Origin of the sequence: Amycolatopsis sp., from assembly GCF_035276945.1 — a bacterium.
GTDB lineage: Bacteria > Actinomycetota > Actinomycetes > Mycobacteriales > Pseudonocardiaceae > Amycolatopsis_E.
In genome coordinates this window covers 128,607-149,333 of record NZ_DATELF010000045.1, presented here as the reverse complement: position 1 = coordinate 149,333, position 20,727 = coordinate 128,607, and the positions used below count along the sequence as shown (strand labels likewise).

Below are 20,727 nucleotides of genomic sequence, written 5' to 3'. Positions count from 1 at the left end.
CGTAGGGCGCCCTGCCGCCGCGATCGGGTACCTTCGGCGCGCTCAGTGGTCGCCCAGCCTGCCGCCAGTCCACTTCGCAGCGGCTCGGCTAATGTGTCACACCGTCCTCCACCGCAGCCTTCGCCACCGCCGCCGCGACCTCCGGTGCGACCCGCGGGTCGAGCGGGCTCGGCACGATTCGGTCGGGACCAATGTCCTCCTGCGCCACCGCGAAGATCGCCTCGGCCGCGGCCAGCTTCATCCGCTCGGTGATCGCACGCGCGCCCGCGTCCAGCGCACCCCGGAACACGCCGGGGAAGGCCAGCACGTTGTTGATCTGGTTCGGGAAGTCACTCCGGCCGGTCGCCACGATCGCCGCGTACCGGGCCGCCACCTCCGGGTGCACCTCCGGATCCGGGTTGGACAGCGCGAACACGATCGAGTCGTCCGCCATCCCGGCCAGCACGGCTTCGTCGATGGTGGCGCCGGACAGGCCGAGGAACACGTCGGCGCCGCGCAGCGCGTCGGCCAGCCCGCCCCGCAAGCCGGCCGAATTCGTCGCCTCGGCGAGCTTGGCCTTCACCGGGTTCAGATCGTCGCGGCCGGTGTGGACGATGCCCTTGGAGTCGAGCACCGTGACATCGGCGACCCCGGCCTCCTGCAGGATCTTCGCGCACGCCACCCCGGCCGAGCCGGCCCCGGAGATGACCACCCGCTCGGTTGTGATGTCCCGGCCGAGCACCAGGTTGGCACCCCGCAGCGCCGCCAGCGTGACGATCGCGGTGCCGTGCTGATCATCGTGCATCACCGGGCAGTCCAGCGCCTCCTTGAGCTTGTCCTCCAGCTCGAAGCAGCGCGGCGCGGCGATGTCCTCCAGGTTGACCGCGCCGAACGACGGCCGCAGCCGCACCAGCGTCTCGACGATCTCGTCCACGTCCGTGGTGTCCAGCACCAGCGGGATCGCGTCGAGCCCGCCGAAGGTCTTGAACAGCACGGACTTGCCTTCCATCACCGGCAGCGAGGCGCTCGCGCCGATGTCGCCGAGGCCGAGCACCGCGGTGCCGTCGCTGACCACGACGACCAGCCGGTCCGCCCACGTGTAGTGCCGGGCCATTTCCGCGTTCTCCGCGATCGCCCGGCTCACCTTCGCCACCCCGGGCGTGTAGGCGATGGACAGGTCTCGCGCCTGGGCGATGGGCTTGGTCGCCGCCACCGACAGCTTGCCGCCCCGGTGCCCTTCGAAGATCTCGGCGTCGGTCACCGGCAAAGCATCGGTGGCCTGAACGTTGGTCATTTGGTGAATCCCTCCCGGGACGAAAAACTCCCCAGTGAACACTTGACTCATTCGGCTCGATGCGGTGGCACCGGATGCCGTCGAGGTGTCCTGCGGGCAAGGGCCGCGGACGAGGCGGTCTCCCCAGTCTTGCAGGCCCGGTCCCCACGGTGCCGACGAGGTGCGGTTGAGATCACAAAAATGGCTGGTCAAGGCTGGTTTAACAAGACGACCATCCGGCTTGGTTCAAGCAAACCCCGCGAGTCGGGCCTTCGCGACCCGCGAGTCGGGCTTCCGCGACCCACGAGTCCGGCCCCCGCAACCCGCGAGTCGGGCTCACACGACCCGCGAGTCCGGCCCTCGCGACCCGCGAGTCCGGCTTCCGCAACCCGCGAGTCCGGCTCACACGAACCGCGAGTCCGGCTCACGCGAACCGCGAGTTCCCTGCGGCACGGCCCGTTCGCCCAGGCCCCAGGGCCGGCCCCTCGCCCACCACCGCCCTCAACGGAGGCACTTCTCGCCACAGCTAGATTCAGGGGTATGCAGGTTCGTGAGCTGGCGGTGCGTGACGCGTACGAGTTCGTGCCGAAGACCTTTCCCGATCATCGCGGCCTGTTCGTCGCCCCGTTCCAGGAAGAGGCGTTCGTCAAGGCGCTCGGGCACCCGCTCCGGCTCGCGCAGACCAACCACAGCGTGTCCCGGCGGGGCACGCTGCGTGGCGTGCACTTCTCCGACACGCCGCCAGGACAGGCCAAGTACGTGTACTGCCCGCGGGGGGCGCTGCTGGATGTGGTCGTCGACCTGCGAGTCGGATCACCCACCTTCGGCCGATGGGATGCGGTGCGCCTCGATTCGACCGGCTTCCGCGCGGTCTACCTCGCCGAAGGCCTCGGGCACGCGTTCATGGCCCTGGAGGACGACACGGCCATGACCTACCTGTGCTCGACCGGCTACAACCCGGCGGGCGAGCACGGCATCAGCCCACTGGACCCCGAACTCGGCCTGCCCTGGCCCGCCGATCTCGCGTCGATCATGTCCGAAAAGGACACCTCGGCACCGACGCTCGCGGAAGCGGTCGCCGATGGCGTTCTCCCACGTTACGACGCCTGCGTGGCCTTCTACGAAAGGCTCCGCGCCTACTGAGGCCACCTTGCGGCCATGGCCGGCGCGGTCAGAGGATGTCTTCGGCCAGAACGCGTTCGACGTTGCGTGCCGCCACTGCCGTGATGGTGACGAACGGGTGCACCCCGGTCATGCCGGGATTGAGCGAGCCGTCGGTGACGTACAGGTTCGAGCAGCACTTGACCCGGCCGTAGAGGTCGATGGCCTTGCCGAGCACCAAACCGCTTAGTTGGCGGGTGGTAGGTGAACCGGTTCCCGAACTCGCGGGTGCCGCCGAACGGGTCGGACCGGTAAATCGTGCCGTTAGCCGAGTTGACCTTGTCGAACAGGTTGTCCGCCGAGTCGATCGACCGCTGTCCCTGCGCGATGTCCCAGTGCGGCGAAGCCGAATCCGTTGCCGCGTCGTAGGCGAAGTACCCGCGTTCGGGGTTTCTTGGTGATCGCCAGGTACAGGCTCGCCCAGGTCTCGATCCCCGCCAACACCGGCACGATCTCGGTGAAGACCGGGTAGTTCGGGTCGTTCCAGGCGTCGATGCCCAGCACGGGTATGCCCGACCGCGGCGAGCCGGTCGGATCCCAGATGTGGTGAGCCCGGCCCAGCATGACGTTGCCGTTGATGCCCCAGCCCTTGACCTCGGCGTCGAGCGCGGGCAGTTTCCCGGTGTCGCGCACCCCGCACGAGCAGGCTCGTCGACCCGACGCTGCCCGCGCCGAGGAACAGGTACTTCGCGCTGATCTGCTCGGTGGCGAGCACGTTGCCCGAGGTGTCGATCTGCCTGACGGTCAGACAGGTGCCGTCGGACTGCCGCGCGATGTCACGCACCTCGTGCAGGGTCCGGATGGTGACCTTGCCTGTGCCGAGCGCCGCGGCGATGTAGGTCCTGTCGAGCGACCGCTTTGCCGTAGTTGTTGCCGTAGATGACTTCCGAGCCCAGCGCCGACCGCGGCACCGTGCCGGCTTCTTCCCGCATCACGTAGTTGAAGTCGTAGACGCCCGGCACGAACGTGGTGGTCAGCCTCGCGTTCTGCGCGGCTTTCCGCGACACCCTGGCGTACTGGTATGAACCGCAGGTCTCGAACCAGGCCGGATCGATGTCGTTCTTGCCGAGGTTCGCGTTGGCCCGCGGGAAGTACTTGTCGTACATCTCGTCGGCGTCGACCGCGGGCAGGATCTCCTGGAAGTACGACCGCTCGGGTGTGACCGCCATGGCCCGTTGACCGGCGAGCCACCGCCGACGCCCCGGCCGACGAGGACCGACATGTCACCGAAATGCATGCGGTCGAGGACGCCTGCGTAGGAATCGATGTCCTTGTTGATCACGTCCAGCCGGCGGAAGGTGGCCAGCGGCGCCTCGGTCCGGGTCTTGAACCACATGGACCGTTTGTCCGGATTCAGCAGGTCCGGAAAGATCTTGTCGTCACTGCCGGGCGTGTTCCACAGCTGGCCCATTTCGAGCATCAGAGTGGGACTGCCCGCCGTGCCAAGGCGCAACGCCGTCATCGCGGCGCCGTAGCCGGTGCCGATCACCACCGCTTCCGAACAGTCTGCGGCCGCGGAGGTGGTCGTCGGCCCCAGCGACGCGGCTGAGCTGAGCGCGGCCATACCAAGAAAACGTCTGCGCGACAGGCGCGACAGGCGCGACAGAAAGGTCGGCATGTCTTGAACAAGATTCAAGAGAGCTGGTGAACCAGCGTTAAGTTCACCCGTGCGGACCAACGCCCGAGGGTGACGAGACCCGGGAACTATAAGACCGGCCACTAAACCGAGCGATCGTGGCACCGTCGTGGCATATTCGCAGCCGTGAGCCACGAGCTGTTCCTGATCCGGCACGGGCAGACGGAGTGGTCGGTCAACGGCCGCCACACCGGGCGCACCGACATCCCGCTCACCGCCGCGGGCGAGAACCAGGCCCGCGGCGCCGGACTCACCCTGGGCACCCTGCGGATGGGCCCGGCACTGGTGCTGAGCAGTCCGCGCCGGCGCGCCGTGCGGACCGCCGAACTCGCCGGCCTGGTCGTGGACGAGGTGACCGAGGAACTCGCCGAATGGGACTACGGCGACTACGAGGGCATCACCACCCCGGAGATCCGCGAGGCCGTGCCGGGGTGGACGATCTGGACCCATCCGGTACCCGACGGGGAGAGCGCCGATCAGGTGACCACCCGCGCCGACAAGCTGCTCGAGCGAGTCCGTGCCGCGCTGGCCGACCGCGAGGTGATCCTGATCGGTCACGGGCATTTCAGCCGCGTGCTGCTGGCCCGGTGGATCGGCCTGCCCGCCACCTCGGGCGTACACTTCGGACTCGACCCGGCCGGGGTTTCGGTGCTCGGCCACGAGCGCGGCGAACCGCAGATCCAGCACCTGAACATCCCGCCGTCCTGAACACGCTCGGTTCACCCAACACAGAAAGGGCTTTGGCCTTGGCCGAAATCCGCCGCGTCCGGGAGTCCGATGTGGACACCCTGGTGCAGCTGGTGCACGACCTCGCCGCCTACGAGAAGGCGCCGAAGGAATGTCACCTGACCCCGGAAAAGCTGCACGCCGCGCTGTTCGCCGACTCGCCCGCGGTGTTCGGGCACGTCGCCGAGGTCGACGGCGAGATCGTCGGGTTCATGTTGTGGTTCCTGAACTTCTCCACCTGGCGCGGGGTGCACGGAATCTATCTGGAAGACCTCTACGTGCGGCCCGAACTCCGCGGGTCGGGCCTGGGTAAGTCCCTGCTGGCCACGCTGGCGCGCGAATGCGTCGACAAGGGCTACGCGCGGCTCGAATGGTCGGTGCTCGACTGGAACCCGGCCACCGGGTTCTACCGGTCGCTCGGTGCGATCCCCATGGACGAGTGGACGGTGTACCGTCTCACCGACACGGCACTCGAATCCCTTGCCGACCACGCGAAGCAAAAGGTCTAGACAACAGGTCCGCCCGCCGCCTGCGGGGTGAGCACGGCGTTCGACGAAACTTCCTCGGGGACGAACCAGAGGATCACCACGTCGGGATCCTCGCTCCAGGTGCCGATGCCCGCCTTCGGCCAACGGCTGATCCCGGCTGGCGGGAGGTTCACGAATCCTGGTCTCGCCCGCGCCGACGGCCTTCGAGACCACCACGTTCGGCGGCCTCCTGCTCGGTCTCGCCCTCCTGTTGCCCGAGCGCCCACGCCCGGGAGGGCCGGCGGAACAGCAGCACCAGCAGGAGCAGCCCGACGCCGATGATCGGCACGCCCGGGCCCGGCTGTTCGGAGGGCACCGCGAGGTACCAGCCGACCCCGGCCGTCATCAGCGCCACGACCACGGCCGGTGAGCGCGCCCAGGTATGGCCGAGCGCGAGGCCGACCCCGCACACCAGCACGGCGACCGCGAACGCCGCGTAGAACCCGGCCTCGGCGAAAACGTTGTTCCCGGGCAGGCCCGGCTGGCACACGAGCACGATGCCGAACGCCAGCAACGCGGCGCCGAGCAGCCCGGCGAGCAGCCCCGCCAGCCGGACCTCGCGGGGCGCCGGAGCGATCTTGTCCGCCAGCGACACATCCATCCTTCGCGATCTTGCGCGCTCACTCGATCAGTTGCCGCGCGGTTTCACATTCGGCCCTCGACCTGGGCCGACGACCGACCGTGAACGCTACCGATGGTAAGCCACCCGGTCGGCCGTTTTCGAATCGCGGTCGCAGGGTTCAAGATCTAGGTGTCGTCGGCGAGCGAGCGGTCGGCTCGGGTGCACTTGTCACGACACCTGGCTCGGGCGATGGGAGGTTCACCGGCAAGTCATCGCGGTAAGCAGTGGCAATCTTCCGGGCGCCGACGGGTGGGTCACCGGGTGACCTACTCTGCGGGAGTGCGCGCGATTCTCGTCGTCAATCCTCAGGCCACGTCCACCACGGCCGGCGGCCGCGATGTGCTGGCGCACGCGCTGGCCAGCCAGGTGAAGCTGGAGGTCGTCGAGACCGACTACGCAGGCCACGCGCTCGCGGTGGCCCGCGGAGCGGCGCGTGAGGGAATCGACCTGGTGGTCGCGCACGGCGGCGACGGGACGGTCAACGAAGTGGTCAACGGCCTGCTCGCGAACGGGCCGGGTGACGCGCCCGCGCTGGGGGTCGTCCCCGGCGGGTCGGCGAACGTGTTCGCGCGTGCTCTCGGCATCGCACGTGACCCGGTGGAAGCCACGCACCAGCTCCTGCGCGCCATCGAAGGCGGGCACAGCAGAATGGTCGGGCTGGGCCGCGCCGACGACAGGTGGTTCACCTTCAACGCCGGGATGGGCTGGGACGCCGACGTCGTCACCGCCGTCGCCGACCGTCGCGGCAAGCAGACCAACGCGCTGCTCTATCTGCGTGCCGCGGTCACCTGCTACTTCCGTCCCCCGCTGGGCAGGCAGCCGCTGACCGTGCACCTTCCCGGCGAGGAACCCGTCCAGGTCCGCATGGCCTTCGTCTCCAACACCGACCCGTGGAGCTATCTGGGCGAGCGCCCGGTGCATCTGAACGCCACCACCTCCTTCGACGGCGGCCTCGGCTTGTTCGCCCTGCGCGGCTTGGGCCTGCCGACGGTGTTCCGGCATGCCCGCCAAGCGCTGCGCGAAGAGGCCCGTAAGCACCGTGGCCGGCGCCTGACCGCCCATGACGATCTCGCGGAATTGAGCGTCGAAGCTGAACAGCCGGTAAACTTCCAGGTGGACGGAGATCCGGTGGGTCAGCGAACCCGGGTGAAGTTCGTCAGCGTGCCGAAGGCGTTGACCGTACTGGTGTGACGGTGGCGTGCGATGATGATCTCCCAGGTGATCGTACGGGGCAAAGTTCCAGTTGCCGTTCATCGACGCCAGGGCCCCGCTTACCGAACTCCCTGTCGGGTTTCAAGGGTCGTTTCGGAACGAAATCGCAGGTCAGCCCGGGTCGCTCGACCAGGTGAGCTGACTCACCGATCTTGCCGAAGCTCTTGTCGAAAGCGGTGCTTCGTGAAAGCATTCACAAGCACCCCAAAAAACGACCGCCATGACGACCTGTGGCGCAGTGTTCTGCGCCCCTAGAAGGAGCTCACAGAAATGGACTGGCGCCACGACGCGGCCTGCCGAGACGAGGACCCCGAGCTGTTCTTCCCGGTGGGAAGCAGCGGTCCCGCTCTGTTGCAGATCGCCGAGGCGAAAGCCGTATGCCACCGCTGCACCGTGGCTTCCGACTGCCTGGCCTGGGCTCTGGCCAGCGGTCAGGACGCCGGCGTGTGGGGCGGTATGAGCGAGGACGAGCGGCGTGCCCTCAAGCGGCGCCGTGCTCACATCGGCATGCGCAGCAACGCCTGAACCTACGATACGTTGCCGCCTGACGCGCCCCGCCGCGGGGTCCGCGACAGTTCCGCGCATCAGTAGACGTACCGGGCCGGTACCCAACCTTGGCGGGGTACCGGCCCTAGTGCGCTTCACAGACGCCGGCTGAGCGGGATACGCAGGGCGGCTTCGGTGCCACGGGTGGCGACACCGGTTCGCCGCGCACCGGCATCCCCGGCGGTGTCCGTGAGGTCCTTGACCCGGCGCAGCGACAGCGAGCCCCGCAGCTCCGACTCGACCAGGGTGCGGACGATCTGCAGGCCCAGGCCGTCCGCCCGCTCCAGCGAGAATCCCGACGGCAGCCCACGGCCGTTGTCCCGGATCAGGACGTCCAGCCAGCGCGCCGAGCGCGACACCGCGATTTCCACCCGGCCGGGCCTGCCGTCCGGGAACGCGTGCTCGACCGCGTTCTGCACCAGCTCGGCCAGCACCATCACCAGCGGGGTGGCGATCTCGGCCACCACCACCCCGAACGATCCGGTGCGGTCGATGTCGACCCGCGACTCCGCGGTGGCCACCTCGCTGACCATCGGCAGCACGTTGTCCAGCAGCTTGTCGAGGTCCACCCGCTCGTCGACGGACACCGACAGCGCCTCGTGCACCATCGCGATCGAGGCGACCCGGCGCACCGACTCGGTGAGCGCCTGCCGCGCCTCGGGACTGGAGGTCCGTCGTGACTGCAGGCGCAGCAGCGCCGCCACGGTCTGGAGGTTGTTCTTGACGCGGTGGTGAATCTCACGGATGGTGGCGTCCTTGGACAGCAGGGCGCGGTCCCGCCGCTTGACCTCGGTGACGTCGCGCACCAGCACCAGCGCCCCGGCGGGCTGCCCGTGCGGCCGCAGCGGCAACGCGCGGAACAGCACGACGGCGCCCCGCCGCGAGTCGGCCTCCGTGCGGCTCCCCGGCTTGCCGTCCAGCGCGTCCAGGATCCGGTGCGCCACCTCGGTCGCATCGAACGGATCGCGGATCAGCGAGCGGGTCAGCGGCGCCAGCCGGGTGCCGACCAGGTCCGACTCGTGGCCCATCCGGTGGTAGGCGGACAGCCCGTTGGGGCTGACGAAGACCACGTTGCCACCGGCGTCCAGGCGGATCAGGCCGTCTCCCACCCGCGGGCTGGTGTGCACGTCCGACTGGGTGTCGGGGAACGGGAACGTGCCGTCGGCGATCATCTGGCAGAGGTCGCCCGCGCTGCCCAGATAGGCCACCTCCAGCGGGCTGGACGCTCGTGGCGCCGCCAGGTTGGTCTCCCGGCTCAGCACCGCGATGACCTCGCCGTCGAAGGTGACCGGGACGGCCTCCCGCCGCATCGGCAGGTCGCGGTACCAGTGCGGCTCCTCCTCGCGGCAGATCCGCACCTCACGCATCGTCCGGGCCAGCTGCGGATGCTCGTCCACGGTGAAGCGGGTGCCCACGACGTCCTCGGGATGCGCGGTCGGCGCCGTGGTCGGCCGGGCCTGGGCGACGCAGACGAAGTCACCGCCCTGCGCGTTCGCCTCCGGCGATACCGGTACCCAGAGCAGGAAGTCCGCGAAGGACAGGTCGGCGAGGAGCTGCCACTCGGCCACCACCGCCTGCAGATGGTCGGCGGCCTCGCCGGGCAGCCCGGTGTTTTCGGCGAGCAGATCGGAAAGCGTGGACAAACCTTTACGCACCCTCCTGGCCCCGCTCCGGGCCACGAGCACAGCATGACACACTTATGGTCACAGCCAGGAGCGTCAGGCAGACGTGAGGTCGCTGTCGTGGTGAGAAGGACGCGCCCGCGCAGCAACGGGGGCCGCTAGCGTCATCCGGCAGCCGTCGTCGGGAGTCACGGCCTGGCTACCCGTCCATGTGGGCGTGTGTCGAACAACAGAGTCAGATCGAGGAGTTGCGATGTCGAAGCGAGCCAGGAAGCGCCGCGACCGGAAGAAGAACGGCGCCAACCACGGCAAGAAGCCCAACGCCTGAGCGGGCGGTCTGGGGGGCTTGCCCTCAGGAAGACAGCGCCCAACGCCTGCGCGAGGGCCCGGGGCTTGTCCCAGGAAGACGCCCGAGCCTGGGTATGAGGAAGGCCCCGGGGTTCCCGGGGCCTTCCTCATGACTTGGAGGTTTCAGTCGCGCCGTTCGACGCTGACCTCCGTGCGCTCCACGGTCACCCCGCCGCACTGCTCCATGGTCCGCCGGATCGACGCATGCAGCTTGCGCTTGAGTTCGTCAGGCGCGTGATCACCGCCGCACTTGCGGGCCAGCAGGCTCTTCAGGAACTCGTCGATACCGTATTCCTCGAGGCACGGCGGGCACTCCTCGATATGCCTGCGGAGTTCGGCGTCACGCTCCGGGCTGCACTCGCGATCCAGCAGCAGAAATATCTCCGCCAGCGCGTCCTGGCAGTTGACCCTGTCCCGCGCTTTCCGCTGGGCGGATTCCGTCCACTCGGCGGACTCGGAACTCATCGCGCCACCTCCTGCCGGGCACCCCGGATGAAGCCGCGCTCACGGGCGACATCGGCGAGCAGGTTGCGTAGCTGAGCACGCCCGCGGTGCAGGCGGGACATCACCGTGCCGATCGGGGTGTCCATGATCTCGGCTATTTCCTTGTAGGCGAAACCTTCGACGTCGGCAAGGTAGACCGCCAGCCGGAACTCTTCGGGCAGCTGCTGTAGCGCCGACTTGACATCGGAGTCGGGCAGGCGGTCCAGCGCCTCGACCTCGGCCGAGCGCAGGCCGCTGGAGGTGTGGCTCTCCGCCTGGGCGATCTGCCAGTCGGTGATCTCTTCGGTCGGCTGCTGCACGGGCTGGCGCTGCCGCTTCCGGTAGCCGTTGATGTAGGTGTTGGTCAGGATGCGGTACAGCCAGGCCTTGAGGTTCGTGCCTTCCTTGAACGAGGCGAAGGCACCGTAAGCCTTGAGGTAGGTCTCCTGCACCAGGTCCTCGGCGTCGGCCGGATTCCGCGTCATCCGCATCGCGGCCGAGTACAGCTGGTCCAGCAGTGGCATCGCATCCCGCTCGAAGCGCTCCGCGCGCTCGTCGTTCGAGCCGGAATCTGACACCGCTGAGTTCTGCGTGCTCGGCAAGCCGCTCCCTTCCCCGTCCGCGTCCAGGCGAGTGACGTCCACCGTCTGGCGCGTGTGCGTTGCCTTAGAGGATACGCGGACGGGCTTGCCGGGTCGGGCCGCGGCGCGGCGCAGCACGGGGCGTGGGGGTTGCGCAAGCTTGATAGCCACGCCCTCGACAACAACCGGCCGGCCATTGGCATTCCCCGGCCCGGCTTTCGGGGCCGCTAGTCTGCCGCGCATGGCGGGAAAGGGAACCCCGGCGACCGCGTTGCTCGCCAAGCAGAAGGTCACGCACAAGCTGCACGCCTACGACCACGACCCGAAACACGAGTCGTACGGCCAGGAGGCGGCGGAGGCACTGGGCGTAGCGCCGGAACGCGTGTTCAAGACGCTGGTCGCCGAGGTCGACGGCGCGCTGACGGTGGGCGTGGTCCCGGTCACCGGTCAGCTGGACCTCAAAGCGCTCGCCGCGGCGGCCGGGGGCAAGCGGGCCCGCCTGGCCGAAGCGGCCGCCGCCCAGCGCGCCACGGGTTACGTGCTCGGGGGCATTTCCCCGCTCGGTCAGCGGAGCAGGCTGCCCGTGGTCGTCGACGAGTCCGCCAATGCGTTCGAGACGGTGTTCTGCTCGGCCGGCCGCCGTGGCCTGGAGATGGAACTCGCGCCCGACGACCTCATCCGCCTCACGAGGGCCACCGTCGCCCCGATCGCCGGCTAGCCACCTGGCTCGCGACTGGCAATGCTGCTGGGCGGCGCGTCCGGCACCGGCAACAGCCAGGTCAGCGCCTGTTACGGCGACCGGCCGCTGAAGGAGGTGCCGGCGGGACCTAGGAAAGCGGGCGGAGGACCCGCGACAGCCATTCCGAGGTGCTCCGGGACAGGGCGTCGAGGTCCGAGTCGAGCGCATGCGTGCCGGGGATGACGACGACCTCGTGGTGCGGGCCGGGTTCCGGACGGCCGAACGGGTCAATTTCGCCCTGCACGACCAGGGTGGGCACCTCGACGGCGTCCAGTTCGGGTTGCCGGGTCCGGTCCGGCTTTCCCGGCGGATGTTCCGGGAACGCCAGGCACAACACGGCGACGGCCTGCCCCGCGGACGCCGTCCGGCAGGCGACTCGGGCCCCGGAGGATCGTCCGCCGAACACCAGCGGCAGGCCGTCGAACCGGTCGGTCAGTTCGTCGGCGACGGCGAGCCAGGCCGCGTCCAGCTGCCTGGCCGGTGCCGGGGCCCGCCGGCCCGCCACCCGGTAGGGCTGCTCGACCAGCGCGACGTGCACCCCGGCGGCCTGGGCCGCCCTGGTGACCGCGACCAGGTCCTTGGCCGCGATCCCGCCCCCGGCCCCGTGCCCGAGCAGCAGCACCGCGACGCCTTCCTCGGCACAGTGCAGTTCGGCGCGCGCCGGTCCGTGCGGGGTGTCGATGGTGAGCGAAGTCATCGTCCCGCCGCCGTCAGAACAGGGCCTGGTCGAGTTCGGTGGCGGGGTCGATCCGCTCGACGAGTTCGGGCCCGTTGTTGCGGACGTTGTTGACCCGGTCCGAAACCGGGCGCAACTCCAGCGCGTCGACCAGGTCCGGTGAAGGCACCAGCAACTCGCCGACCTCGTCGCGATCCGGGTCGAGCCAGGACGCCCAGTCGCGCTCCGGAACCAGCAGCGGCATGCGGTCGTGGATGTCGGTCAGCCGTCCGGTAGCCGCCGTGGTGATGACCGAGAACGTGATCAGCGGTTCGGCCTCGGGGTCGCTCCTGTCCCGCCAGCTCTCCCAGATCCCCGCGAAGGCCAGCGACTTGGCGTCCGGGCCGGTCATGAAGAACGGCTCCTTGACCGGTTTTCCCCCGTCCGGGGCCGGGCCGCGCCGCCACTCGTACCAGCCGTCGGCGGGCACCAGGCAACGACGCTTGGCCAGCGCCTTGCGGAACGCGGGTTTCTCGGTCGCCGTCTCGGCCCGGGTGTTGATCATCCGGTTGCCCACCGACGGGTCCTTGGCCCAGAACGGCACCAGGCCCCACCGCATCAGCCGCAGGGTGCGCTCGGTGGGCTCGTCGGGCAGCATGGTGCCTTCGGCATCCCGGGGATGCCGCTGCACCACGGTGACCACGTTCTTGGTCGGGGCCACGTTGTAGTCGGCCTCACGTGCCTTGCCGGCGGTTTCGTCCGCCGCGCCGAACTCCTCGACCAGCTTCGCCGGACTCTTCGACGCCGAATAGCGGCCGCACATCTCGTCCAACTCCTTCGCACCAGGTCGTGTCAGGCCCCATCGTGACATCATCTGACGAAAAGCAGTTCATGGGAAACGCGAGATTGGTGACGGGACTTGGCGGCACGGGACTGGCGTCGGCTGGACGAGAGCGACGTCCGGGTGCGCCCGGGGCGCGGTTCCCGGCCCCGCAGCAAGCGCAGGCCCGAGCACGCCGACGCCGCCGCCGCGATGGTGGTCGCGGTCGACCGCGGCCGCTGGACGTGCGCCGTCGACGGCGATCCCGGCCATCTCGTGACCGCCATGCGGGCCCGCGAGCTCGGCCGAACACCAGTGGTCGTCGGTGACCAGGTGGGCTTGGTCGGAGACGTGAGCGGCAAGCCCGACACACTCGCCCGGATCATCCGGGTGGACGACCGAATTAGTGTGCTCCGCCGCACCGCCGACGACACCGACCCGTATGAACGGGTGGTGGTGGCAAACGCCGAACAACTGATCATCGTCAGCGCGCTGGCCGCCCCGCCGCCGCGTCCCGGTTTCATCGACCGCTGCCTGGTCGCCTGCTATGCGGGCGGGCTGCAGCCGGTGCTCTGCCTCACCAAGGCCGACCTCGCCGAGCCCCGCGAGTTCCAGGCCCGCTACGCGGAACTGGCCGTGCCGACCCTGGTCACCCGCTACGACGAGGACTCGCTTCCGCTGGCGGACACCGTGCGCGGCCGGGTTTCCGCACTCGTCGGACACTCCGGCGTCGGCAAGTCGACACTGGTCAACCGGCTGGTGCCGGACGCCGAACTGGCTACCGGCGTGGTCAGCGCGGTCGGCAAGGGCAGGCACACGTCGGTCGCGGCGGTGGCGCTGCCCCTGCCCGAGAGCGGCTGGGTGATCGACACCCCCGGCATCCGGTCGTTCGGGTTGGCGCACATCACCGCCGATGACATCGTCGCCGCCTTCGAGGAGTTCGCCGAGGCCGCCGAGGAGTGCCCGCCGGGCTGCGGTCACCTCGGCCCGCCCGAAAATCCCGACTGCATGTTGGACGAGGTCGCGGACACCAGAAGGCTCACATCTCTCAGGCGCCTCTTAGCTTCCCGCGCGGGTCTGGAACTATGACACCCGTTGGGGGGCCGGAGTCGCACTGGAGGGAACATGAAGAAGTCGGCGCTGTTGGCCGGCGGGCTCGCACTCGTCGTCGTCGTGAGCGGGTGTGCCACGAAAACCGAAAGCGGGCAGGCCAGTGGCCAGACCGGCAACACCGGCTCGGACTCGTTGTTCGGCAACGCCCAGGAACTGGTGCTCGCGGCATCCGCGAAGACCCAGCAAGTGAAGTCGTCCAAGTTCAGCCTCGTCGAAACGGTCGCCGGGCAGCAGATCACGGGTGAGGGCCAGGGCCGTTACGACGGCGCCAACAGCGTCATGCAGATGACCATGACCGTGCTGGGCCAGACCGAGGAGATCCGGCTGGTTGGCAAGACCATGTACATCCAGCTCCCCCAGGCCGCGCGCGGCGCGATGACCGGCGGCAAGCCCTGGGGCAGGATCAGCACGGACGGCGACGTCGGCAAGGCGCTCAGCGACACGCTCGACAAGGCCCAGCAGAACGACCCGAGCAAGACTCTCGAGCAGATCCAGCAGGCGGGCACGATCACCAAGAGCGAGAAGACCACGCTCGACGGGCAGCCCGTCAGCCACTACTGGATCGACCTCGACTTCGCCAAGGCGGCCAAGAGCTTCAGCTCCGCCGGTGTGCCCGAGGAGCAACTGCAACAGATGGCCGGCCAGGTCAAGAGCATCCCCGTCGAGCTGTGGCTGAACGCCGACCAGCTGCCGGTGCAGGTCAGCGAGGATCTCGGCCCGATCATGAAGGCAGCCGGCGCCCCGTCCAACGCCCAGAACGCGAAGATGACCCTGAAGTACTCGGACTGGGGCACCCCGGTCGACGTTCTGGCCCCGCCCGCCGACCAGGTCGGCGAACTGAAGCTCGGCAACTGACCCTCTCGAGGGACCAATCGGCTCTGGAGGGAACATGAAGAAGTCGGCGCTGCTCGCGGGTGGGCTCGCGCTGGTCATCACGGTCGGCGGATGCGGCGCGAGAACCGAGAACGGGCAGGCCACCGGCCCGAACGGCCAGACCAGTTCGGCTTCGCTGTTCGGGGACGCGCAGGAACTGGTGCGCGCCGCCACCTCGAAGACCGAACAGGCCAGGTCGTCCAAGATCTCGATGGTCGAAACGGTCGGCGGGCAACGGATCACGGCCGAAGGTCAGGGCCGTTACGACGGTGCCAACACCGCCATGGACATAACCATGAACGCCCTGGGCCAGACCGAGGAGATCCGGCTGGTCGACAGGACGATGTACATCAAGCTGCCGGAGTCGGTTCGCGCTCAGGTCACCGGCGGCAAGCCCTGGGGCAAGATCAGCACGGACGGCGCGCTCGGCAAGCAGTTCAGCGACCTGCTGGACAGAGCCCAGCAGAACGACCCGAGCAAGACCCTCGAGCGGATCCAGCAGGCGGGCACGATCACCAAGAGCGAGAAGACCACGCTCGACGGACAGCCCGTCAGCCACTACTGGATCGACCTCGACTTCGCCAAGGCGGCCAAGAACCTCGGCGCCAGCGGCCTGTCCGACGCGCAGCTGCGGCAGATCACCAGCAAGGTCAAGAGCGTTCCGCTGGAGCTGTGGCTGAACGCCGACCAACTACCCGTCCAGCTCACCGAGGACCTCGGTGCGGTCATGAAGGCGGTCGGCGCGCCGGCCAACGCCCAGGACGTGCAGATGACCATCAAGTACTCGGACTGGGGTACTCCCGTCGAGGTGCAGGCCCCGCCGGCGGACCAGGTCAAGGAGATCAAACTGCCCAAGTGAGCTTTTCCCGGAACCCCGGCGTGGCGTCACGCCGGGGTTCCGGGAAAGCTCAGCCCATGTGCGGGTAGCGGATGCCGGTGGGGGCGTCGAAGGTCTCCTTGACCGAACGCGGGCTCGCCCAGCGAAGCAGGTTGAACATCGAGCCCGCCTTGTCGTTGGTGCCCGACGCCCGTGAGCCGCCGAACGGCTGCTGCCCGACGATCGACCCGGTCGGCTTGTCGTTGACGTAGAAGTTCCCCGCGGCGAACCGCAGCGCGTGCTGCGCTTGCTGGACGGCGGCCCGGTCGTCGGCGAAAACGGCACCGGTGAGCGCGTACGGCGAAGTGCTGTCCACCAGTTGGAGAACGCTTTCGTACTCGGCGTCCGGATACACGTGCACGGCCAGGATCGGGCCGAAGTATTCGGTGGCGAACACCTTGTGCCCGGGATCGTCCGAAACCAGCACCGTGGGTTCGACGAAATACCCGACGGAATCGTCGCAATGACCACCGGCAAGCGCGTCCAGCTCGGCGTCACCGTCCACACCGGACAGCAGGGCCTGGTGCCTGGCGAACGCGCGAGCGTCGATCACGGCGCCGCCGAACAGCGAGAAGTCCGTGATATCACCGAATTTCACGGTCCTCGTCAGATCGGCCACCGCGTCCCGGAGCCCGCCTTGCCACAGCGACCGCGGCAGGTACGCGCGCGAGGCGGCCGAGCATTTCTGGCCCTGGTATTCGAAGGCGCCCCGCACCAGCGCCGTCGCCAGCTTGTCCGGGCGCGCGGAAGAATGCGCGACGACAAAATCCTTGCCACCCGTCTCGCCCACGATGCGGGGATAACCCCCGTAGCTGTCCAGATTCTCCGCGATGCGCCGCCAGAGCAGCTTGAACGTCGCGGTGGACCCGGTGAAATGCAGCCCGGCGAAACCGGGATCGGCCAGCGCGACCTCGCTCACCGCCCGCCCGTCACCGGTCACCAGGTTGATCACGCCAGGCGGTAGTCCGGCTTCCTCGAAGACCCGCATCGTGTAATGCGCGGCCAGCTGCTGGGTCGGCGTCGGCTTCCACACCACCGTGTTGCCCATCAACGCCGGTGAGCTGGGCAGGTTCCCGGCGATCGCGGTGAAGTTGAACGGGGTGATCGCCACGACGAACCCGTCCAGCGGCCGGTACTCCATCCGGTTCCACACGCCGGCCACCGAGTTGGGCTGCTCGGCGAGGATCCGCCGGGCATAGTGCACGTTGAATCGCAGGAAGTCGATCAGCTCACAGGCCGCGTCGATCTCGGCCTGCTGCACCGACTTCGACTGGCCGAGCATGGTCGCGGCGTTGAGCGTGTCCCGGTAGGGACCGGCGATCAGGTCCGCGGCACGCAGGAAGATCGCGGCCCGCTCGTCGAACGGCAACTCGCGCCATCCGGGCGCGGCCCGTTTCGCGGCGGCCACCGCGTCGGCCACGTCCTGTGTGGTCGCCTGCGCGGACACCCCGAGCACATGGCCGTGGTCGTGCGGCTGGACGACGTCGAACATTTCGCCACCGGCCATGCGGCGCTGCCCGCCGATGGTCTGCGGCAACTCGTGTTTCTCCGATTCCAGCTCCGCGATCCGCCGCCGCAGCGACTCCCGCTCCGCGGAGCCGGGGGCGTAACCGCGGACCGGTTCGTTCATCGGGGTGGGCACGGTCGTGACGGCGTCCATGGTGTCTCCTCACAACTCCTTGGCTTGTGGCCTCCAGTCCAAACTAAAGGAGTTCCAGGAGGAACGGCAGCTCCTGCGGGGCGTACCAGGCCAGCTCGTGGTCCTCGGCGTCGCCGAGCGCGAACTCGGCGTCCGGGTCGCCCAGGTCCGCGGCGTCGATGAGCCCCGCCGCGATGCGGACCGCCTCTTCCGCGTCTTCGGTGTCCACGTGCACCGCCGCCACGTCGTCCAGCGTGACCGGCCCGCCCAGCCGGACCACCGCGGCGTCCAGGTCGGGACGTGCCGTGGCATCCTCGACGTCGGCCGAGATCACGACGCGGCGCGGGATCTCCTTCTCGTCGTCGGCGAGCAGCCGCAGCGAGGCACGGGCAGCGTCCAGCAGCGCCGCGTACTCGAGTTCCTCGGTGGACCCGCTGACGTAGGACTCACGCAGGGCCGGGGTGAGCGCGAACCCGGTGGCACTGACCGGTTGCAGTTTCCGCTCGGCGACCAGCTTCCGCAGCATGCCGATCGTCGCGGGGAGATAGACCCTCACCAGTCGCACCCTTCTCTGTCGTTCACTACCACCCGGCGCCGTTCAGCTCCGCCAGTGACTGCTCGATCATCGCCGCCAGGTATCCCACGTCGGACACCGCCTTGCGGTCGCCGTTGAGTCCGAAGTAGACGCCTCCGTGATACGAGGTGACCCCGATGGCCAGCGCCTGGTTGCGGGCCAGCGGAATCACCGGGTACATCTCGGTCATCCTCGCCTGCCCGGCGTACAGCGGCAGCTGCGGCCCGGGCGAGTTGGTGATCACCAGGTTGAAGATCCGCCCGGAGAACGACCCTGCGGCCCGTGCGGCCAGCGAACGTATCGTGGCAGGCGCGAAACCGCTCACCATAAGCATCGCACGAGCGGCGACCGAACGGCGAGAATCGGTGTAGACCCGCATCGCGTGGGTGATGTGCTGCAGGCGGAGCACCGGGTTCGGCTCGCCGACCGGCAGGTCCACCAGACGCGCCTCGACCTGGTTGTTCACCAGGCCGGTCCTGGAGAACTCGATGGTCTCCGGGTCGAGCACGGCCATCGGCACGAGCGCGCGCAGCGTAGTGGTCGAGGCGACGCTTTCTCCGCGGGACAGCAGCCATTCCCGCAGCGCACCGGTGACCGCCGCGAGCACGATGTCGTTGACCGTCCCGCCGTGCTCGCTCCGCACCTTGCGGTAGTCGTCCAGCCGCGTGTTCACCACGGCGAAGACGCGACCGCCGGACACGTGCTTGTTGAGCGGCCCGGCCGGTGCGGGGCGGATCACCGTGCCCAGGGTGGCGGCCAGGCCGCCTATGGTGTCCGTCAGCTTGGTCGCGGTCGCGGCGGCGTCGCCCACCACCGTGCGGACGTTCTCCACCAGTTCACCGGGCCGCTGGACGGTTTCACTGACGGCGTCCAGTACGAGCTGCGTGGTCGAGGGCGGGCAGCGGGCCACCCAAGTGTCCTCGTGCGGCTCACACCGCTGCGGCGAGGCGTTCAGGATGAGCTGGCCCAGCTCCACCGTGCCCACCCCGTCCACCATGGCCTGATGGGTCTTGGTTACCAGCGCGACGCGGTTGTCGCTCAGGCCCTCGACGAAGTAGACCTCCCACAGGGGCCGCTCGTGGTCCAACGGCCGGGCCATCAGCCTCGCGACCAGCTCGAACAACTGCTCGTCGGTGCCCGGGGCGGGGAGCGCGGAGCGCCGCACGTGGTAGTTCAGGTCGAAGTCGACATCGTCCACCCAGACCGGCCGGGCCAGATGCCCCGGCACCGCCAGCACGCGCTCGCGGTATCTGGGCAGGTAGCCGAGCCGCTGTCCGACCAGGTCGAGCACCTGCCCGTAGCCGAAGCCGCCCCGGGGACGCTCGAAGATCGCCACGCCACCGACGTGCATCGGGGTCGCCGCGCCCTCCAGATACAGGAACGACGCGTCCAGCGCGGAAAGACGGTCCGGCATGAGCCGATCCTGACACACCCTGCCGTCCCCGCGCCGTCGCCCACCGCCACCCTCAACGCCAGACGCTTCGCGTCGCTAGTCTTTCTTGATGTGCCCGGAGCGAACACACCCACGTCCCCGAAGGACCGCTTCCTGACCGTCTACGGCCGGAAGCCCGTCCTGGAAGCACTGGACGACCCGGCGCTGCGGGTGGACAAGGTGGTTCTCGCCGACACCGCCCGTGGTCAGGCCGCGGCCGAGATCCAGCGTGCCGCGCGGGCCGCCGGGGTGCCGGTGCGGCGGGCGAGCGCGCACCGGGTGAAGGTGCTGGCCGGCAACGGGAAGCAGGACCAGGGGGTGCTCGCCGACGTCGTCGCGCCCCGCATGCGCCCGCTGAACGCCGCACTGTCGTCGGCGCCGCTGCCCGCGAACGTGCTGGTGCTCGACGGGATCACCACGCCGGCGAACGTCGGCATGATCCTCAGGACCGCGACGGCCGCCGGGCTCGGCGGGATCGTCGTGCCCCGGCGTGGCGTGGCGGCGCTGGACCCACTGGTGGTCAAGGCTTCGGCCGGAGTGGCCTTCCGTGCGCCGGTCCTGCGCTGCGGCACGGCCGTGGAGGCCGCCGGCATGCTCGCCGAAGCCGGATACCGCATCTACGGCTTGGGCGCGGTGAACGGCGAGCCGCTTTTCGACGCCGAACTGTCCTCGCCCGCCGCCTTCGTCCTGGGCGGCGAGACGGCCGGGGTCTCCGACGAGGTCGCGGAGTTGGTGACCGGCTGGCTGTCCATCCCGATGCCGGGCGACGTCGAATCGCTCAACGTGTCCGCCGCGGCCGCCGTGCTCTGCTTCGACCTCGTGAGGCGAGGCCAAGGGACAGGCCCGGCTACCCAAATCCGATCGCGCGCCTGAAAACACGACCTAAACGAAGAGGGCGTTCAGTTCGGCGAGGGTTGCGGCGACTGAGACGTGGTGCACGCCGACCATGCCGACGGCCACCGCGCCGGCCACATTGGCGTGCACGTCGTCAACGAAAACGCAGTCCACGGTGGACACACCGAGTCGCTCGGCGGTGAGCCGGTAGACCTCGGTGGACGGCTTGGCGAAACCTACCTCGCCGGAGAACACGAAGGCGTCGAAGTAGGCCGCCAGTCCGCGTTTGACCCCTTCACCGCTGCCGGCGTTGGACAGCAGCGCCGTACGGATGCCGCGTTTCCGCAACGCACTCACCACCGCGAGCAGGTCCGCGGCGTCCGGATCGGTGAGCACTCCGGCGTAGTCGAGTACCAGGGCTTCGCACACGGACCCCGACGATAGCCCGACCCGCC

At 69.1% G+C, this 20,727-nt stretch carries 23 protein-coding genes and 1 pseudogene; 11 read left to right on the top strand and 13 right to left on the bottom strand.

The features are described 5' to 3' along the window. Window positions 1-88: 88 nt before the first annotated feature. Window positions 89-1,273, bottom strand: coding sequence for an NADP-dependent malic enzyme (locus VJT49_RS06635; protein WP_324163802.1), 1,185 nt, complete (start codon window positions 1,271-1,273; stop codon window positions 89-91). A 519-nt stretch (window positions 1,274-1,792) separates the two neighbouring features. On the opposite strand from VJT49_RS06635, the gene VJT49_RS06630 reads away from it, so the two are divergent. Next, a complete protein-coding gene (locus VJT49_RS06630; RefSeq protein WP_324163801.1) occupies window positions 1,793-2,395 on the top strand; it encodes a dTDP-4-dehydrorhamnose 3,5-epimerase in 603 nt (200 codons plus the stop codon). A gap of 28 nt (window positions 2,396-2,423) precedes the next feature. Here VJT49_RS06630 and VJT49_RS06625 read toward each other — a convergent pair. Continuing rightward, a pseudogene (locus VJT49_RS06625) lies at window positions 2,424-4,031 on the bottom strand (GMC oxidoreductase). Window positions 4,032-4,175: 144 nt separating this feature from the next. Here VJT49_RS06625 and VJT49_RS06620 point away from each other — a divergent pair. Together VJT49_RS06620 and VJT49_RS06615 are read left to right on the top strand one after the other, a co-directional pair. Beyond that, window positions 4,176-4,757: an acid phosphatase gene (locus VJT49_RS06620; RefSeq protein WP_324163800.1), complete on the top strand. Its 582-nt coding sequence runs from the start codon at window positions 4,176-4,178 to the stop codon at window positions 4,755-4,757. A gap of 38 nt (window positions 4,758-4,795) precedes the next feature. Continuing rightward, on the top strand, window positions 4,796-5,284 hold the full coding sequence (locus tag VJT49_RS06615; protein ID WP_414635847.1) for a GNAT family N-acetyltransferase: 489 nt from the start codon (window positions 4,796-4,798) through the stop codon (window positions 5,282-5,284). Here the strand turns inward: VJT49_RS06615 and VJT49_RS06610 are convergent. Both VJT49_RS06610 and VJT49_RS06605 read right to left on the bottom strand, forming a co-directional pair. Then, entirely contained in the window at window positions 5,281-5,436 is a 156-nt protein-coding gene (locus VJT49_RS06610) for a hypothetical protein (RefSeq protein WP_324163798.1), read from the bottom strand. The genes VJT49_RS06615 and VJT49_RS06610 overlap by 4 nt on opposite strands. Then, window positions 5,433-5,903, bottom strand: a complete 471-nt coding sequence (locus VJT49_RS06605) for a hypothetical protein (protein WP_414635846.1) — start codon at window positions 5,901-5,903, stop codon at window positions 5,433-5,435. Before VJT49_RS06605 ends, VJT49_RS06610 begins: the two co-directional genes overlap by 4 nt. A 300-nt stretch (window positions 5,904-6,203) precedes the next feature. Between VJT49_RS06605 and VJT49_RS06600 the strand changes: the two genes are divergently transcribed. Beyond that, window positions 6,204-7,115, top strand: a complete 912-nt coding sequence (locus VJT49_RS06600; protein ID WP_324163797.1) for a diacylglycerol kinase family protein — start codon at window positions 6,204-6,206, stop codon at window positions 7,113-7,115. 291 nt (window positions 7,116-7,406) lie between these two features. Then, on the top strand, window positions 7,407-7,661 hold the full coding sequence (locus VJT49_RS06595) for a WhiB family transcriptional regulator (protein WP_027942935.1): 255 nt from the start codon (window positions 7,407-7,409) through the stop codon (window positions 7,659-7,661). Between the two features lie 116 nt (window positions 7,662-7,777). On the opposite strand, the gene VJT49_RS06590 is transcribed toward VJT49_RS06595, so the two are convergent. Continuing rightward, window positions 7,778-9,325: a sensor histidine kinase gene (locus VJT49_RS06590; RefSeq protein ID WP_324163796.1), complete on the bottom strand. Its 1,548-nt coding sequence runs from the start codon at window positions 9,323-9,325 to the stop codon at window positions 7,778-7,780. Between the two features lie 232 nt (window positions 9,326-9,557). Here VJT49_RS06590 and VJT49_RS35095 point away from each other — a divergent pair, with 232 nt between their 5' ends. Continuing rightward, window positions 9,558-9,632, top strand: a complete 75-nt coding sequence (locus VJT49_RS35095) for a 50S ribosomal protein bL37 (RefSeq protein ID WP_098515123.1) — start codon at window positions 9,558-9,560, stop codon at window positions 9,630-9,632. 143 nt (window positions 9,633-9,775) lie between these two features. Here the strand turns inward: VJT49_RS35095 and rsrA are convergent, their stop codons facing one another. Next, complete coding sequence (rsrA, locus tag VJT49_RS06585) at window positions 9,776-10,117, bottom strand: mycothiol system anti-sigma-R factor (RefSeq protein ID WP_324163795.1); 342 nt, start codon at window positions 10,115-10,117, stop codon at window positions 9,776-9,778. Next, the gene (locus VJT49_RS06580) at window positions 10,114-10,737 is read right to left on the bottom strand and encodes a sigma-70 family RNA polymerase sigma factor (RefSeq protein WP_324163852.1); all 624 of its coding nucleotides are present in this window, start codon (window positions 10,735-10,737) and stop codon (window positions 10,114-10,116) included. The genes rsrA and VJT49_RS06580 overlap by 4 nt, the downstream gene beginning before the upstream one ends. A gap of 220 nt (window positions 10,738-10,957) precedes the next feature. Here VJT49_RS06580 and ybaK point away from each other — a divergent pair, with 220 nt between their 5' ends. Further along, the gene (gene ybaK, locus VJT49_RS06575; protein ID WP_324163794.1) at window positions 10,958-11,434 is read left to right on the top strand and encodes a Cys-tRNA(Pro) deacylase; all 477 of its coding nucleotides are present in this window, start codon (window positions 10,958-10,960) and stop codon (window positions 11,432-11,434) included. Window positions 11,435-11,543: 109 nt separating this feature from the next. Here the strand turns inward: ybaK and VJT49_RS06570 are convergent, their stop codons facing one another. Further along, window positions 11,544-12,152 carry an alpha/beta family hydrolase gene (locus VJT49_RS06570; protein WP_324163793.1) on the bottom strand — a complete coding sequence of 203 codons (609 nt, stop codon included), beginning with the start codon at window positions 12,150-12,152 and terminating at the stop codon, window positions 11,544-11,546. A gap of 13 nt (window positions 12,153-12,165) precedes the next feature. Further along, window positions 12,166-12,933: an SOS response-associated peptidase gene (locus VJT49_RS06565; RefSeq protein ID WP_324163792.1), complete on the bottom strand. Its 768-nt coding sequence runs from the start codon at window positions 12,931-12,933 to the stop codon at window positions 12,166-12,168. A gap of 96 nt (window positions 12,934-13,029) precedes the next feature. Here VJT49_RS06565 and rsgA point away from each other — a divergent pair, with 96 nt between their 5' ends. The 3 genes from rsgA to VJT49_RS06550 are packed head-to-tail and all read left to right on the top strand — an operon-like array spanning window position 13,030 to window position 15,775. Next, the gene (rsgA, locus tag VJT49_RS06560; RefSeq protein WP_324163791.1) at window positions 13,030-14,019 is read left to right on the top strand and encodes a ribosome small subunit-dependent GTPase A; all 990 of its coding nucleotides are present in this window, start codon (window positions 13,030-13,032) and stop codon (window positions 14,017-14,019) included. Window positions 14,020-14,055: 36 nt separating this feature from the next. Continuing rightward, window positions 14,056-14,898, top strand: a complete 843-nt coding sequence (locus VJT49_RS06555) for a hypothetical protein (protein ID WP_324163790.1) — start codon at window positions 14,056-14,058, stop codon at window positions 14,896-14,898. A 34-nt stretch (window positions 14,899-14,932) separates the two neighbouring features. Then, window positions 14,933-15,775 carry a hypothetical protein gene (locus tag VJT49_RS06550; RefSeq protein WP_324163789.1) on the top strand — a complete coding sequence of 281 codons (843 nt, stop codon included), beginning with the start codon at window positions 14,933-14,935 and terminating at the stop codon, window positions 15,773-15,775. Between the two features lie 49 nt (window positions 15,776-15,824). Here the strand turns inward: VJT49_RS06550 and pruA are convergent, their stop codons facing one another. Genes pruA through VJT49_RS06535 form a run of 3 tightly spaced genes read right to left on the bottom strand, consistent with a single transcriptional unit; the run spans window position 15,825 to window position 19,420 of the window. After that, window positions 15,825-17,453: an L-glutamate gamma-semialdehyde dehydrogenase gene (gene pruA, locus VJT49_RS06545; protein ID WP_324163788.1), complete on the bottom strand. Its 1,629-nt coding sequence runs from the start codon at window positions 17,451-17,453 to the stop codon at window positions 15,825-15,827. 43 nt (window positions 17,454-17,496) lie between these two features. Further along, entirely contained in the window at window positions 17,497-17,988 is a 492-nt protein-coding gene (locus VJT49_RS06540; RefSeq protein ID WP_324163787.1) for a DUF6912 family protein, read from the bottom strand. Between the two features lie 25 nt (window positions 17,989-18,013). Next, window positions 18,014-19,420, bottom strand: a complete 1,407-nt coding sequence (locus VJT49_RS06535; protein WP_324163786.1) for a wax ester/triacylglycerol synthase family O-acyltransferase — start codon at window positions 19,418-19,420, stop codon at window positions 18,014-18,016. A 90-nt stretch (window positions 19,421-19,510) separates the two neighbouring features. Between VJT49_RS06535 and VJT49_RS06530 the strand changes: the two genes are divergently transcribed. Beyond that, entirely contained in the window at window positions 19,511-20,311 is an 801-nt protein-coding gene (locus VJT49_RS06530) for an RNA methyltransferase (RefSeq protein WP_324163785.1), read from the top strand. 9 nt (window positions 20,312-20,320) lie between these two features. Here VJT49_RS06530 and VJT49_RS06525 read toward each other — a convergent pair whose 3' ends face one another. After that, entirely contained in the window at window positions 20,321-20,701 is a 381-nt protein-coding gene (locus VJT49_RS06525; RefSeq protein WP_324163784.1) for an HAD-IA family hydrolase, read from the bottom strand. Window positions 20,702-20,727 lie beyond the last annotated feature (26 nt).